The sequence below is a fragment of the Actinophytocola sp. genome, assembly GCF_050699915.1.
Taxonomy (GTDB): Bacteria; Actinomycetota; Actinomycetes; order Mycobacteriales; family Pseudonocardiaceae; genus Actinophytocola.
In genome coordinates this window covers 1-15,376 of record NZ_JBOHGA010000159.1, presented here as the reverse complement: position 1 = coordinate 15,376, position 15,376 = coordinate 1, and the positions used below count along the sequence as shown (strand labels likewise).

Here is a 15,376-nt window from a genome sequence, read left to right as displayed (position 1 = left end):
GGGTCCGGCCGCCCCGGCGTGGCCGAGCGAGGAGCCGCCCGCACCGCAGCGGCCGGGAGTTCCCGGCCGCCCGCAGGTCGGCCAGTCCACCCGGGCGATCCCACCGCGACCCGCCGGTCCGCCGCGGCCGGGCGGACCCACCGGTCCGGGCGGTCCTGGCCGGCGTGAGGACGGCCCCACCGAGCACCTGCCGCCCCTGCACGGCTACAGCAATCCCGAGCCGGAGCTGCTGACCCACCGCGAGCTCGACTACGACCGCGACCCGTACGAGGACCAGGACTTCGAGCCGCCACAGCGGCCGCAGCGGATGCTCGTCGACGACGAGGACGCCCCGCTCACCGACGAGCAGCGCCTCCGGCGCCGCAAGAAGGTCTGGCGCCGAGTCCGCCGCATCGGTTACGTGGCCACCGCCCTGATGATCATCGGGCCGATGCTCGCGTTCTTCGTCGCCTACCAGATGGTGGACGTGCCCTCGCCGGAGTCGGTCCGCCAGGAGAAGGGCCAAGTCGTCTCGCTGACCTACGCGAACAAGGGCGCCATGGGCAAGGTGGTCCCGTCGGGCGGCGAGAACCGCACGCTGGTCAAGTACGACGAGATCCCCAAGGACGTCCTGAACGCGGTGTTCGCCGCCGAGGACGCCGAGTTCATGACCAACCCGGGTTTCGACATCAGCGGTGTGCTGCGGGCCGGGTGGAACCAGGTGACGGGCGGCGAGGGCGGCGGCTCGACGATCACCCAGCAGTACGTGAAGAAGGCGACGGGCAAGGAAGAGAAGACCGTCACCCGCAAGGCGCTCGAAGTGGTCACGGCCTACAAGATGAACAACACGTACCCCAAAGAAGACATCATCACGGCCTACCTGAACACGATCTACTTCGGTCGCAGTGCCTACGGCGTCTCCGCCGCCGCCCAGGCCTACTTCGGCAAGCCCCTCAAGGAGGTCAACGCCTCCGAGGCGGCCCTGCTCGCCGGCATGATCCAGAACCCGGGCCGGTACAAGGAGCAGGACTACATGGAACAGCGCTGGAACTACGTGCTGGACCAGATGGTCAACAACCAGTGGCTCCCGGCGGGCGAGCGGGCCGAGGCGAAGTTCCCGACGCTGCTCGGCCTGGACAAGGCGCGCCCGGGTTCCATCTCCGGCCCCGGTGCGCACATCAAGAACGCGGTGTTCAAGGAGCTCGAGGAGCGGGCCGACATCACCGAGGACGAGCTCTTCCAGAAGGGGCTCACGGTCCGGACCACGATCGACAAGCGCGCCCAGAACATCGCCCAGCAGACGATGAAGGACGTGCTCAAGGGACAGCCGAAGAACATCCGGCCGGCGCTCGTGGCGGTCAACCCGAAGAACGGCTCGGTGCTCGCCTACTACGGCGGGTCCAACGGCCTCGGCCTTGACTGGGCGGCGACTCCGCAGGAGCCCGGCTCCTCGTTCAAGCCGTTCGACCTGGTGGCGCTGCTCAAGGAGGGCAAGGGCCTCGCGGAGCAGTTCGACGGCACGTCCGGCCGGACGTTCCAGGGTCGCGAGGCGCCGGTGCGCAACTCCGGCGGCGCGTCCTGCGGCGAGCAGTGCACGGTCGCCGAGGCCATGCGGCTGTCCATCAACACGGTGTTCTACGACGTCGCGGTGAACGAGGTCGGCACCAACCGGGTGCAGGCCGCCGCCCGCGAGGCCGGCATCGTCTCCGACCTGAACGGCGACAACGGCGAGGACATCCCGCCGGACGGCAACATCGCCATCGGCGGTGGCGACACGCGGGTGACCACGATGGAGATGGCATCGGCGTACGCGACGTTCGCGGCGGACGGCACGTACCGCAAGCCGCACCTCGTCTCCCAGGTGCTCTGGCCGGACGGCAAGGTGTACTGGCAGGCGCCGGAGGCGGACAAGCAGGCCTTCGACACCAACCCGGACAAGAACCGCCAGATCGCCCGCAACGTCACCGAGTCGCTCAAGCCGGTGCTCGAGACCTCCGAGCTGGAGTGCGCGGAGGACCGGCCCTGCGCCGGCAAGACCGGCACGCACCAGTTCGGCAGCACCGAGGACAACGCGAAGGCGTGGATGGTCGGGTACACCCCGCAGATCTCCGCCGCGGTGTCCATGGGCGCGGAGACGCCGAAGGGCAAGCAGGTCCCGTTGCGCAACGGCGACGGCGGCATCGTCTACGGCAGCGGACTACCGGGCGAGGTCTGGCTCGAGTTCATGAACCGATATCTGGAGAAGGCACCGGTCGAGGAGTTCGGCACCTTCGAACCGATCGGCGACGACTTCCGGCAGAGCGAGGAACCCGAGGACAACCGGGACGAGGGCGACCGGGACGACGACAACGGTCGCGGGGACGACAACGGTCGCGGCGACGACAACGGCAACGGGGATGACGACGGCAACGGGAACGGCAACGGGAACGGGAACGACCCGCCGGACCCGGGCAACACGGAGACGAGCGAGCCCGGAGCCACGATCCCGACCGAACCCGAGGAGACGGATCCGCCCTTCCCGCCGATCGGAGGCTAGGTAGTGCACACGGCGGCCGGTGCTGCCCCGTAGCATCGCCCCGTGCCAGGCAGGACCGGTCCCGACGACCACACCGGCGACCCCGCTGAAGATCGCTCCGAGGAGCGTGACGGCGGGGTCTCCGGCGCTTCGGAGGCCATCCTGGAGACGGCACCGGAGACGGCACCGGAGACCTCGGCGGCAACCTCGACGGACGACTCCGACACGGCGACGCTGACGCCCGCCGAGCGCGTGATCCCGACGTGGGCCGAACCGTTGGCGACCGCCGCGAGCGCGCCCATCGGCGGTCCGCTCGGCCGGCACGCGGTGATCGGCCGGCACTGGTTCTGGACGCCGCTGCGGGTGGCGTTGTTGATCGCGGTGATCGGCCTGTCCATCGGCTGGTTCGGCAAGGCTGCCTGCGTCCAGCAGTTCTACGACGAGGAGTCGAAGAAGCTGGAGCTGGACTGGCGGTCGAGCCGGCCGTTCACCGCCATGTGCTACTCGGACATCATCCCGCTGTACTCGGCGGAACGGCTCAACGAGGGCGGCTTCCCGTACCGGACGAGCTGGGTCGACGACGAGGGCAAGCCGACCGCGCACGTGCGGTACATGGAGTACCCCGTGCTCACCGGGCTCTTCCAGTGGGTCAACGCGAAGATGACCGAGGGCTGGCTGGTGATCGCGAACGCCGGCTGGTTGCCCACCGGCCTACCGGTGACGATCTTCTTCGACCTCTCGGCGTTCTGGCTGGCGCTGGCCTGGCTGGTCACGATCTGGGCGGTGGCCAGAACGGCGCGACTGCGTCCGTGGGACGCGGCGCTGATCGCGGCGTCCCCGCTGCTGCTGGTCCACGCCTTCACCAACTTCGACGCGCTCGCCACCGCGCTCGCCGCCACCGGCCTGCTCGCCTGGGCCAGGCGAAAACCCGTGCTCGCCGGTGTTCTGCTCGGGCTGGGCGGCGCGGCGAAGCTGTACCCGCTGTTCCTGCTCGGCCCGCTGCTGGTGCTGTGCCTGCGCGCGGGCAAGACACGAGACTGGGCGCGCACGACGCTCGCCGCGATCCTCGCGTGGGCCGCGGTCAACGTGCCGATCATGATCGTCTACCCGCGCGGCTGGTGGGAGTTCTTCCACCGCAACAGCCTGCGCGGCGCGGACCCGGACTCGCTGTACAACGTGGTCACCCAGTTCAGCGGGTGGGCGGGCTTCGACGGCCGGCTCGGCTTCGGCCAGACCCCGGTGTGGCTCAACGCGGTGAGCGCGGTGCTGTTCCTGGTGTGCTGCGCCGGCATCGCGTTCATCGCGCTGCAGGCGCCGATGCGGCCGCGGCTCGCGCAGCTGTGCTTCCTCGTGGTGGCCGCGTTCCTGTTGACGAACAAGGTGTGGAGCCCGCAGTACTCGCTGTGGCTGGTGCCGCTCGCGGTGCTGGCGGTGCCGCGCTGGCGGATCCTGCTGGCCTGGATGACGGTCGACGCGCTGGTGTGGGCGCCGCGGATGGCCTTCTACCTGGGCGACGACAAGAAGGGCCTGCCGGCGGACTGGTTCCTGTCGTTCGTGATCCTGCGCGACCTCGCGGTGGTCGCGCTGTGCGCGCTGGTGGTGTACGAGATCTACCACCCGGCCCGCGACCTGGTCCGCCGCGCCGGCGAGGGCGTGCTGCTGGACGACCCGGCCGGCGGAGTACTGGACGACGCCCCGGACCGGTTGACCCTGCGGGTGACCGGCTTCCACCGAACCCCCGCGAAAACCTGACCCGGCCGAGCGAGCCGGGTCAGTGGGCTGGTTCGACCTCGCGGTCGGCGGGTGGGCCGATGTCATCCGGGAGCGGGTCTTCGTCCACTGTGGAGTCTGCGGCCAGGAACGCGTAGAACAGGCCGATCAGCAGCGCGGCCCGGCCCCAGACGCCGACCATGACCGCCTGCGCGGCGAGACCGTCGTAGATGCCGCCGTGCTTGCCGTAGAAGATCTCGAAGTACCAGCGGAAGATGCCGATGCCCATCGCCAGGTCGGCGAGGAGGTACGCCACGATCCAGCCCCACCGCACCCGCAGCAGCACGAACATCGGCACCAGCCAGAGCGTGTACTGCGGAGAGTGCACCTTGTGCAGCAACAGGAACCCGCACAGCATCGCCGCCGACACCGCCACCCACGGGAACGTGCCCTGCCGCAGGAAGCGCCGCCACCCCAGCGCGCACGCGATCACGAACGACAGCAGCATGAGCGTCGGCGACAGCACGCCGATCAGCTCCTGCATCGTCGTGTTGTCCGGGTCCGAGTCCGGCCGCAGGCCCCAGAACCAGATCGAGTTCGTCGTGATGTCGGCCTTGCGCTGCAGCTGGAACATGAAGGAGGCCTTCAGTCCCTCGAAGCCGGCGATCGCGAACGGGATGTTGACGACGATCGCGGTGCCCAGCACGACCGCACCGACCCGCAGCGCCCCGCGCCAGTCCGGCGCCGGTCGCCCGGCGAGCTCGCGCCCGTCCCGGCCGCCGGTGAAGACGTAGAGCATCAGCGGCAGCGCGAAGATCGCCGGGTAGACCTTGAACGCGAAGCCGAGTCCGAGCAGCACGGCCGCCGCGGTCGCTCTGGTCAGCAGCGGCAGGTCGACACCGCGCCGCCCCCAGCCGCGGTGCACGACGTAGATCGCCGCGACCGCGCACAGCACGACCGGGAGCTCCCAGTTGTGGAAGGCGTACATGACGAGCGGCGGGCCGACCGCCCACAGCAGCGCCCGCCACCGCGACAGCTTGCCGAGCAGCCACGCGGTGAACAGCCCGAACGGCGCCAGCACCACCGCGGACAGCAGCAGGAACCCGGCGTCGGTGTCCGCGAACAGCGCGGAGGCCCAGATGACCACGCCGGTGAGCACCGGGTACTCGACGACGCCGCCGACGGGCTGGCCCTTCTCGGTGAGCTTGCCGTCGACATAGGGGAACACGTGCCGGTCGATCTCCCGGCCGATCCACAGGAACTGGATGTCGGAGTAGCAGACGTCCTGCTTGCTGCGCTTGTCGAAGTCCGGGACGCTGCGGCCGAGCTCGTCGAACCGCGGGCCCGTGCACCGGTCCTTGTTGAGGAAGCCGAGCACGAGCGTGAGTCCGCAGAGCACCACCAGCAGGACGAGCGCGAGCGAGCCGAGCCGGGCGAACGTGCCGGCGGACCTTCCTCGGGGTGGAGCGGCCTCGCCGGGCGTCTGTTCGGACATGGGCTCGTCCGCCATCCCTGACGAGTTCCTCTCCTCCGCTGCCGCCCCGGCCGGCAGGGTGCTCACCGCCCCGTGGCCTCGCGCAGGAACGCGATGTCCTCCGCCTGACCGTCGGTCGGTGTCTCCACCACGACCGGCGCGCCGGCCTCCTTCGCCACCGCCGCCAGCAGGTCGGGATCGATCATGCCAGTCTTGATGTTGGCGTGGCGGTCCCGGGCCGAGTCGAACTCGTCGCGGGAGCTGTTCAGGTGCACCAGGTCGATCCGGCCGGTGATGGCCCGGACCCGGTCGACGATGCCCGACAGGTCCTCGCCGGCGGCGTGCGCGTGGCAGGTGTCGAGGCAGAAGCCGGCGTCGAACTCGCCGACCTGGTCCCACAGCCGGGCGAGCATGTCGAACTTGCGGGCCATGGCGTTGTCGCCGCCCGCGGTGTTCTCGATCAGGATCGGCAGCGGGAAGCCGCCTGCCTCGGCCTGCCGCTCGAAGAACTTGCGCCAGTTGACCAGGCCCTGCGCCGGGTCCTCGCCCTGGGTGACGTGTCCGCCGTGGACGATGAGGCCCTTCGCGCCCGAGGCCGCGGCCGACTCGGCGTACTGGGAGACCGTCTTGCGCGACGGGATGCGGATGCGGTTGTTGGTCGAGGCGATGTTGACCGGGTACGGCGAGTGGACGAACACGTCGATGCCGGCCTCGCGCAGCGCGTCGGTCTGCGGATGCGGCGGCTGCGCCTTCCAGCTCTGCGGGTCGCCCAGGAAGAACTGGACGACGTCCGCGTCTCGCTCGCGCGCGGCGCCGAGCGGATCGTCGCTGTGGATGTGGGCGCCGATGCTCATGGCCCGCGAGCGTAGTCTCCGGGTCCGACACGAATGGGAGGTGCCTGTCCGCCGGCGAGCTACTCCGGACGGCCTACCCCGAACGGGTTTACCTATTGCCGGGGTTTCGTTCGCCTGGTCACCGTCACCGGACCGGGTTACCGTCGTTGAGTCTGGTAGGTGCTTACCCCACTGGCGGGTGACTGGGAGGACTTCATGCGCGGGCGACTGCGAGGTGTCGTTGCCACTGCCGCTCTCGTCCTCGGGGTGTCGGTCACCGGGCTGGTGGCGAGTGGCACCGCGAACGCGTCGCAGCCCATCGTGGTGGGCGACTGCTCCACCACCGTCCAGGGCGCGACCGGCACGCCGCTCGCGATGAGCCCGACCGCCGTGCTGGCGCCGGTGCTGAACGTCGTCCGGGCCGTCCCGCTGCTTGGCCCCGGGCTCGTCGACCAGGTCCGCACCCGCGTCTCGAACATGGGGAACATCCCGCTCGGCTCGCTGCCGAGCGCCGACACCACGATCTCCGGCGGCACCATCGCCTCGGCGGCCGTGCCGCGCATCAGGTCCGCGATCCAGAGCATCCCGCTCATCGGCGGCGTGCTCGGCCAGATCGTCGGCGGCGTGCAGGGCGTGCTCTCGTCCGGCTGCGGCATCGTGGTCGACGTCGTGAACAAGGCCGCGGCTCCCGTCCAGGACGGCACGAAGGCCGTCGCCGACGCCTCGGAGCAGGTGGTCGGCGGGATCGTGCCGGGCGGCGGTGGCGGCGGTCCCGGTGGCGGCGGCCCGGGCTCCGATGTCCCCGGCGGTGGCGGTCCCGGCGCGGGCGACCCGGGCAGCGTGCCGGCGCCCAACCACCCGCCGGTCGGCGGCTACCAGCCGGGCGAGTGGTCCCTCTACCCGCCGGGCATGTGGAGCTTCGGCCGCTGGCCGATGGCCGACTACGGCTCGGTGCCGTTCGCGCAGGCCGGTCTGTTCGCGCCCTCGCCGGGTGTGCGCTACGGCGGCAGCGTGCCGGGCTACACGCCCGAGTTCGGCATCATCGGCACCGACCGCCCGGGCGACGGCGTGCAGGCGGCCGGGCGGGCCGAGGCGCTGACCCCGCCGGAGGGCCAGAAGATCGCCTTCCCGGTGCTGCTCGCGGTGCTCGCCCTGTCCGTGGTGACCGCGGCGCTCGTGCGCACCTGGGTGCTGCGCCGGGCCCCGAACGTCGCCCTGTAACCTCATCGACGCAAGACCCCTCCTGCCACGGAGAGTCCGTGGCCGCCGAGTCCACAGGAGGTGAGTGGTCTTCATGCGTCATTACGAGGTCATGGTCATCCTCGATCCCACTCTCGACGAGCGCACAGTGCAGCCGTCGCTGGAGACCTTCCTCAACGTCATCCGCACTTCGGGCGGGAACGTGGAGAAGGTCGACGTGTGGGGCAAGCGTCGGTTGTCGTTCGAGATCAACAAGCACACCGAGGGCATCTACGCGGTGCTCGACGTGAACGCCGATCCGGACGCGGTGAAGGAGCTGGACCGCCAGCTCGGCCTCCAGGAGTCGGTGCTGCGGACTAAGGTCCTGCGGCGCGACCCCGCGGGGACCTGAGACCGGAAGGAACAGCTATGGCCGGCGACACCGTCATCACTGTGATCGGCAACCTCACCGCCGACCCGGAGCTGCGGTTCACGCAGTCCGGAGCCGCGGTGGCCAACTTCACCGTCGCCTCGACGCCTCGTACGTTCGACCGCCAGAGCGGCGAATGGAAGGACGGCGAGGCGCTCTTCCTGCGGTGCAACATCTGGCGGCAGTCCGCCGAGAACGTGGCGGAGTCGCTCACCCGCGGCGCCCGCGTGATCGTCAGCGGCCGGCTCAAGCAGCGGTCCTTCGAAACCCGTGAGGGCGAGAAGCGCACCGTCGTGGAGCTGGAGGTCGACGAGATCGGCCCATCGCTGCGGTATGCCACCGCGAAGGTCAACAAGGTGAGTCGCGGCAGCGGCGGAGGCGGCTTCGGCGGCTCCGGCGGCGCGCCCGCCGACGACCCGTGGGGCTCCGCCCCGCCCGCCGGTTCCGGCGGTAGCGGTAGCGGTGGCGGGGGCGGCTTCAGTGACGAGCCCCCGTTCTGACCTTCGAACTGCACCCACAGACTGACTGACTCGGGAGACCAACCGTGGCCAAGCCACCCATTCGCAAGCCCAAGAAGAAGGTTTGCGTGTTCTGCAAGGCGAAGAAGAAGGCTGAACTGCAGCCGATCGACTACAAGGACACCACGCTGCTTCGGAAGTACATCTCCGACCGCGGCAAGATCCGTGCCCGCCGGGTCACCGGCAACTGCAGCCAGCACCAGCGCGACGTCGCCATCGCGGTGAAGAACGCGCGGGAGATGGCGCTGCTGCCCTACACCTCGACCGCGCGCTGACCAGGAGTCCGAGATGAAACTCATCCTCACCGCCGACGTCTCCGGCCTCGGTGGGCCGGGCGACATCGTCGAGGTCAAGGACGGCTACGGGCGCAACTACCTGCTGCCGCGCTCGCTCGCGATCGTCGCCTCCAAGGGCGCGGAGAAGCAGGTGCAGACCATCCGTCGCGCGCAGCAGGCGCGGTCGATCCGGGGTCTGGACCACGCGCAGGAGGTCAAGGCCGCGCTGGAGAGCATCGACCCGGTGCCGCTGAAGGCCAAGGCCGCCGCCGGTTCCGGCAAGCTGTTCGGCTCGGTCACCACGGCCGACATCGTGTCCGCGGTCAAGGCGGCCGGTGGCCCGGTCCTCGACAAGCGCACGGTCGAGCTGACCGGCCACATCAAGACCGTCGGTAAGCACGGGGTCAGCGTCCGGCTGCACCCCGAGGTCACCGTCGCGTTCAAGGTCGAGGTCACCTCCAGCTGATCTGACGCAGAGTAACTACGCACCGCCCCCAACCCCGTGTCGGGCTCACCGAGTTCGACACGGGGTTGTCGTTGTCCCCCAGTTATCCACATGTGGGTTAATCCGACCGTGCGGGCTCTGAGCGACACGCCGACAAGGCGATTTCACACGACACGCCGGGGTGTTTCCGGTTAGTTTTTCCACACCCTGTACACAGCCTCTGAGCTGCCCGTTTAACTCTCGTTGACGAAGCTGTCCACAGGTTGTCCCCATGATCCAACGGAGCTGTGGTTCGTTGGCCACCGGCATCCCCAACCTGTCCACAGAAGCGTCCCCAACGCGGTTTGGCACACCCCGATCGCGACCTCTAACCTCTCGCGTGACTTCCTCGCTCTGCGTAGGCATCAGCGCGCGACACGCCGATGCTCCTGGGGTCCTTTACGCCGACGCGGTAGCTGCCTAACGTGTAGTATCGAACACCCGTGCGATGTTCTAGGAGGGGTTCTCGGTGGCGCTGACCGACGACCGACCGCCCGCCGCGGCCCCCGCGGAAGGTGGACTCGACCGGCAGCCGCCGCAGGATCTGGCCGCGGAGCAGAGCGTGCTCGGCGGCATGATGCTGTCGAAGGACGCCATCGCGGACGTCGTCGAGGTGCTGCGCCCCGGTGACTTCTACCGTCCCGCCCACCAGGCGGTGTACGACTGCGTGCTCGACCTGTACGGCCGCGGCGAGCCGGCCGACGCGGTCACCGTGTCCGCCGAGCTCGAGCGGCGCGGAGAGCTGCGCCGGGTGGGTGGCGCGCCGTACCTGCACACGCTGATCGCGACGGTGCCGACGGCGGCGAACGCGGGTTACTACGCGGAGATCGTCGCGGAGAAGGCGATCCTGCGCCGGCTGGTCGAGGCCGGCACCCGGATCGTGCAGCTGGGGTACGCGGGCGCGGAGGGCGCGGACGTCAACGAGGTGGTAGACCGCGCGCAGTCGTCGATCTACGAGGTCACCGAGCGGCGGATGAGCGAGGACTACGTCGCGCTCGAGGAGCTGCTGCAGCCGACCATGGACGAGATCGACGCCATCGCCTCGCGCGGCGGCTCGTCGCTCGGCGTGCCGACCGGCTTCGAGGACCTGGACGCGGTCACCAACGGCCTGCACCCGGGCCAGATGATCATCGTCGCGGCCCGGCCGGGTATCGGCAAGTCGACCCTGGGCCTGGACTTCTCCCGGTCCTGCTCGGTGAAGCACGGCATGACCAGCGCGATCTTCTCGCTGGAGATGAGCCGCACCGAGATCGTGATGCGCATGCTGTCCGCCGAGGCCAAGATCCGCCTCGCCGACATGCGCGGCGGCCGCATGACCGACGACGACTGGACGCGGCTGGCCCGGCGGATGAGCGAGATCAGCGAGGCGCCGATGTTCGTGGACGACTCGCCGAACCTGACGATGATGGAGATCCGGGCGAAGGCGAGGCGGCTCAAGCAGCGACACGACCTGAAGCTGATCGTCGTGGACTACATGCAGCTGATGACGTCCGGCAAGCGCGTCGAGTCCCGGCAGCAGGAGGTCTCGGAGTTCTCCCGGCAGCTGAAGCTGCTGGCCAAGGAGCTCGAGGTGCCGGTAGTCGCGATCAGCCAGCTGAACCGCGGTCCCGAGCAGCGCACCGACAAGCGCCCGATGCTGGCCGACCTGCGAGAGTCGGGATCGCTGGAGCAGGACGCAGACATGGTGCTGCTGATCCACCGCCCGGACGCCTGGGAGCGAGACGACCCCCGAGCCGGCGAGGCGGACCTGATCCTGGCGAAGCACCGCGCGGGCCCGACGACCACGGTCACCGTGGCGCACCAGCTGCACTACTCCCGCTTCGCGGACCTCGCGCACGGCTAGCTTCAACGGCCCAGCCTGTCGGTGGTTGGAACGGGTTCCCCGCAACGAATGTGGTGGCGCTTGGCCTCCGGCCACCGCTTTCCAGTCTACGAGCGAGCGCTGACGGATTCGGGTGCGCGCGAGTCGGGCTGCGGACAGGCGAGGGGCCCGGGAGCACTCGGCTCCCGGGCCCCTCGTCACCGTGGCCGATCAGGCGATCGGACGCACGGCGAACAGGTTGGCCAGCGCCGCCCGGGTGGCGGACAGCGAGGCGTCGTCCATCGCGGGCGCGGCCGGCAGTGCCGGCACCCCCTGGACGTCGCCGACCGGCAGGTTGTTCAGCGACGGGGCCTGCACGACCGGCACCGCGGTGACGTCGCCGACCGCGGGCACGGTGGGCACGATCTCCGTCACGTCGGCGTCGGCGACGTTCCCGACGGCCGGCAGCTCCGCCGTCGGCGCGGCGACCTCGGGCATCGCCGGCACGGCCGGCAGCTCGGTCGTCACGTCGGCGAGGTCACCGGTGGCCGGCAGCTCGGCGGTCACGTCGGTCAGGTCACCGGCGGCCGGCAGGGCCGGCAGCTCGGGGGCCACGTCACCAACAGCCGGCACAGCCGGCAGCTCGGCGGTCACGTCCGACAGGTCACCGATCGCGGGCACGGCCGGCACAGCCGGAGCCACCGGAACGGCCGGGGCCGCCGGAACCATCGGCACAGCCGGAACCGCGGGCACGGCCGGCACGGCGGGAACCGCGGCGGGCAGGTCGGCCAGCTCGTCGCTGACCGGCAGCTCCTCCAACGGGATCTCCGCGAGCGGCGTCCCGGCCAGCGGCAGGTCGCCCACCGGCAGGTCACCGGCGACCGCCGGGAACTGGTGGTCCGCACGCGACTCGGGCAGCGGGTAGGGGAGCACGTGGTACTCCTGCGCCCCGGCCACCGTGTTCGCCACGTCCGTCACCTGCTCCTGGGTGGGCACGTCGCCCATCCCGCCGGCGAACCCGTCGAGCACTCCGCTGAACACGCCCGCGAACGGCGAGAACCGGCCGGTCGGCAGCTCACGCTGCATCGAACGGCCCATCACCATCGACGGCAGCTCGGTCGGGGACAGCCCGCCGCTCACCGGGAAATCCAGCTGGCTCGCTCCCTCGCCGACCGACAGGCTGCTGACGTTCGTCGAGTCGGTGACCGCCTGGGCGAGCACCTCGACCGGCACGTCGTAGACCGGCGCGTGCGCGCCGACCGGGACGGTGCCGTCGATGCCGGACAGCGAACCGAACGCACCACTGGTGGTGGACGTGCCGCCGACCGTGTTCTCGCTCACGCCGTCGCCCGCCGCCTCCGAATGGCTCGCGACCGCCGCGACCGCGTCGCCGAACGGCTGCACCACCGCGCCGGCCGGCACGTCGGCCACGTTGCCGGCCAGGAAGCCGCCGTCACCCGCGGTGTCGATGTCGCCGCCGGAGGTGGCGTCCGACGTGCTGTCCGCCTCGGCGGAGTTGACCCCGCCGACCCCCGACGCGGCCGTCGCGAAGCTCTGCGCGACCGGCAGTGCCTGCGGGCTCACCACGTTGCCCGTGCCCAGGCCCGAGCTGCCGTTGGTCTCGACGTCGCCGCCCGCGGTGGACGTGGTGTCCGAGGACGCCTCGGACTCGTTGACGCCCAGCCCGGCGACGGACTCGCCGAAGACCTGACCGGCCGACCCGACCGGGCCCGACGCGACGTTGCCCGAGAGCACGCCGTTCTGGCCGTCGGACATGGCGTCGCCGCCGGAGGTCATCGACGTGTCGTTGGTGGCCTCCTGCTCGCCGGCGGCCAGTGCGCTCGCCCCGGTGCCGAACAGCTGCACGGGAACCGAGGCCGGAGCCTGGCCGATGTTGCCGGAGCCAAGGCCCGCGGTGCCGGTCGCCTGCGAGTCGCCGCCCGCGGTGACGTCCGTGTCGGTGGACGCCTCCGAGTCGGTGAAGGCCACCGCACCCGCGCCGTTGCCGAACGCCTGCGCGGCGCCCGCCACCGGGGCGGTGACGTTGTTCGACGCGAGCACGCCGTTGTCGTCGTCGGTGTTGCTGCCGCCGTCGGAGGAGGTCGTCTTGACCTCCGTGACGGTGGACTCGGCGCCACCGGCGCCGGCGGCGACGTTGCCGAAGCTCTCGGCCGTGGTGACGACCGGCACCTTGGCCAGGTTGCCGCCGCCGACCGAGTTGTCCCCGGTCGTACCGGTGTGGCCGCCGGTGCTCGTGTTCGAGTCGTTCGTGACACCCGTGGCCGCGGAACCCGCGCCCGCGGCGGCGTTGCCGAACACCTCGCCCGGCCCGGCCGGCGCGACGGTCGCGACCGTGCCGGACACCAGGCTGTCGTGCCCGCGGGTGTAGGTGTCGCCGCCGGCGGTCGAGTCGACCGTGTTGTCGGCCGTCGACTCCGCGGTGCCGACGCCGGCCGCCGAGTTGCCGAAGACCTCGACGGGCGACGCGGCCGGCGCGGTCGCCGCGGTACCGGAGAGCACGGAGCCCTCGCCGGTGCTGCGGGTGGTGCCGCCGGCCGTGGTGGTGCTCTCGGTCGTGCAGTCGGCGGTCGCGCCGCCGGCCGCCGCGCCCGCGTTGCCGCAGAGCATGCCCGGCCCGCTGAGGCCGGGCTGGACGACGTTGCCCGCGGCCAGCGCGGGGTCACCGTTGGTCTCGAGGTAGGTCGGCACGCCGTAGAGGCCGTCACGCAGGGCGCCGGCCGTCGCGGTCGCGGTGGACTCCGACGAGGCGTCCGCCTTGCCGAGGCCGGCGATCGCGTTGCCGTTGCCCTCGATCGGGGTGGCGATCGGCGGGGCGCCGATGTTGCCGCCGCCGAGGCTGTCCGCACCCGTGGTGAGCACGGTGCCGCCGGCGGTCGCCGTGGTGTCGGCGGTCGACTCGCTCTGTGCGCGACCGGCGCCGGCGATGGCGTTGCCGGTGAGCTGCACCGGAGTGGCCCAGTGCCCGGCGAGCACGTTGCCGGACAGGATGCCCTCGCTGCCGTCACTGGTGACGTCGCTGGTGACGGACGTGTCCTGGCCGGACGTGTTCGTCGAGCTCGCCTTGCCGAGCCCGGCGATGGCGTTGCCGGTGATCTGCACCGGTGCCGCCCAGTCGAGGTCGACCACGTTGCCGGAGACGAACCCGCCCGAGCCGTCGGTCTCGACGGTCTCGGAGTCCTCATAGGACTGGTAGGAGTCGTTCTCCACCTCGGCGTGGCCGAGCAGCGCGATCGCGTTGCCGGACACGTCGAACGGCGCGACCAGGTCGCCGTCGACCGAGTTGCCGTCGAACGCGCCGTGGGTCTGCGGCACGTTTACCTTCGGCAGCGGCGGGACCGGGGGCATCCCCGCCTTCGCCGCGGTCGCGTTGACCTTGCCGGTCAGCGGCGTGGCCTTGTCCGCCACGGGCTGAGCCTGCGCGCCGACCTGGTCCAGCGTCGGGTCGACCTTGCCGGAGGCCGTGCCGACGACCGGGTCGGCGACGTCCTTCGCCTTGTCCACCACCGGCGCGACGGCCGGGGCGGCCCGGTCCGACATCGGCACGGCCCGGGTCAGGTCGGCGACGCTGACCCGGAGCTCCTTGTCGATCGTCGGCAGGTTCTTCTGGCCCAGCGGCGTGCCGAGCGCGTTGTTGTCGAAGTGGACGGGGACGCGCACTGACCCGTCCAGCGGCGAGGCCGGCCGGTCGGGGTTGACGTCCTCGTCGGCAGAAGCGATGCCGGTTCCCAGCATCAGCAAACCACCAGTGACTAGCGCGGTCTGGAGACCCCGCTTCGCCCAGGTTTGCATCGTGTGATGCTCCTTTCGTATTCCCTCTGGGGGTTATGGCGGGTGGCCGGGACGCGTCGACGTGGAGACGCGCCGGGGCAATCGACCACCCGGGTCGGAGGCGGGACGGACCCGCGGGGGGTGGGCGCGGCACGGCCGGCACGAGGCGGCGGTGCACCCGGTACCTCGAGCACACGGGCTCGGGCCGGTCGCGCCGCTGGGATCAGTCGGGGGAGACGCCGGGCTGGGCGCCGACGCGCCCGAAGCCGGCCACCGTCGCGGTGGCGGGTGTCGTCAGTCCGCGAACCAGAGCCGGCTCGCGGTCCCGCCACGGCAGCGTGGCGGACGGCGACGCGTCGGCCGGGTTGCCGGCGGAGCCGTGGTGACCC

The 15,376-nt window shown here is 71.1% G+C and carries 11 protein-coding genes; 8 read left to right on the top strand and 3 right to left on the bottom strand.

All coding sequences use genetic code 11. The features are described from left to right. Both ACRDSK_RS23820 and ACRDSK_RS23815 read left to right on the top strand, forming a co-directional pair. Positions 1-2,515: transglycosylase domain-containing protein (locus ACRDSK_RS23820; RefSeq protein WP_431443462.1), on the top strand; the 2,515-nt coding region annotated here is incomplete at its 5' end. A 141-nt stretch (positions 2,516-2,656) separates the two neighbouring features. After that, the gene (locus tag ACRDSK_RS23815; RefSeq protein WP_431443463.1) at positions 2,657-4,246 is read left to right on the top strand and encodes a glycosyltransferase family 87 protein; all 1,590 of its coding nucleotides are present in this window, start codon (positions 2,657-2,659) and stop codon (positions 4,244-4,246) included. A 19-nt stretch (positions 4,247-4,265) separates the two neighbouring features. Here the strand turns inward: ACRDSK_RS23815 and ACRDSK_RS23810 are convergent, their stop codons facing one another. Beyond that, on the bottom strand, positions 4,266-5,714 hold the full coding sequence (locus tag ACRDSK_RS23810) for a glycosyltransferase family 87 protein (RefSeq protein ID WP_431443461.1): 1,449 nt from the start codon (positions 5,712-5,714) through the stop codon (positions 4,266-4,268). A gap of 47 nt (positions 5,715-5,761) precedes the next feature. Then, complete coding sequence (locus tag ACRDSK_RS23805) at positions 5,762-6,532, bottom strand: deoxyribonuclease IV (protein ID WP_431443460.1); 771 nt, start codon at positions 6,530-6,532, stop codon at positions 5,762-5,764. Positions 6,533-6,691: 159 nt separating this feature from the next. Between ACRDSK_RS23805 and ACRDSK_RS23800 the strand changes: the two genes are divergently transcribed. From ACRDSK_RS23800 to dnaB, 6 genes are all read left to right on the top strand, one after another. Then, positions 6,692-7,732, top strand: coding sequence for a hypothetical protein (locus tag ACRDSK_RS23800; protein WP_431443459.1), 1,041 nt, complete (start codon positions 6,692-6,694; stop codon positions 7,730-7,732). 73 nt (positions 7,733-7,805) lie between these two features. Next, positions 7,806-8,102 (top strand): 30S ribosomal protein S6, encoded by a 297-nt coding sequence (gene rpsF / locus ACRDSK_RS23795; protein ID WP_431443458.1) that lies wholly within the window; start codon positions 7,806-7,808, stop codon positions 8,100-8,102. Positions 8,103-8,119: 17 nt separating this feature from the next. After that, positions 8,120-8,620, top strand: coding sequence for a single-stranded DNA-binding protein (locus tag ACRDSK_RS23790; protein ID WP_431443457.1), 501 nt, complete (start codon positions 8,120-8,122; stop codon positions 8,618-8,620). A 44-nt stretch (positions 8,621-8,664) separates the two neighbouring features. Beyond that, positions 8,665-8,913 carry a 30S ribosomal protein S18 gene (rpsR, locus tag ACRDSK_RS23785; RefSeq protein WP_431443456.1) on the top strand — a complete coding sequence of 83 codons (249 nt, stop codon included), beginning with the start codon at positions 8,665-8,667 and terminating at the stop codon, positions 8,911-8,913. A gap of 13 nt (positions 8,914-8,926) precedes the next feature. Continuing rightward, on the top strand, positions 8,927-9,379 hold the full coding sequence (rplI, locus tag ACRDSK_RS23780; protein WP_431443455.1) for a 50S ribosomal protein L9: 453 nt from the start codon (positions 8,927-8,929) through the stop codon (positions 9,377-9,379). Between the two features lie 487 nt (positions 9,380-9,866). Then, complete coding sequence (dnaB, locus tag ACRDSK_RS23775; protein ID WP_431443454.1) at positions 9,867-11,240, top strand: replicative DNA helicase; 1,374 nt, start codon at positions 9,867-9,869, stop codon at positions 11,238-11,240. Positions 11,241-11,429: 189 nt separating this feature from the next. On the opposite strand, the gene ACRDSK_RS23770 is transcribed toward dnaB, so the two are convergent. Next, on the bottom strand, positions 11,430-14,951 hold the full coding sequence (locus ACRDSK_RS23770) for a chaplin family protein (RefSeq protein ID WP_431443453.1): 3,522 nt from the start codon (positions 14,949-14,951) through the stop codon (positions 11,430-11,432). Positions 14,952-15,376 lie beyond the last annotated feature (425 nt).

Bases quoted from the DNA above. Each gene is read 5' to 3' on its own strand.
- ACRDSK_RS23805 (WP_431443460.1), bottom strand. From the start codon at position 6,532: ATGAGCATCGGCGCCCACATCCACAGCGACGATCCGCTCGGCGCCGCG.
- ACRDSK_RS23790 (WP_431443457.1), top strand. From the start codon at position 8,120: ATGGCCGGCGACACCGTCATCACTGTGATCGGCAACCTCACCGCCGAC.
- ACRDSK_RS23810 (WP_431443461.1), bottom strand. From the start codon at position 5,714: ATGGCGGACGAGCCCATGTCCGAACAGACGCCCGGCGAGGCCGCTCCA.
- ACRDSK_RS23770 (WP_431443453.1), bottom strand. From the start codon at position 14,951: ATGCTGGGAACCGGCATCGCTTCTGCCGACGAGGACGTCAACCCCGAC.
- rplI (WP_431443455.1), top strand. From the start codon at position 8,927: ATGAAACTCATCCTCACCGCCGACGTCTCCGGCCTCGGTGGGCCGGGC.
- rpsF (WP_431443458.1), top strand. From the start codon at position 7,806: ATGCGTCATTACGAGGTCATGGTCATCCTCGATCCCACTCTCGACGAG.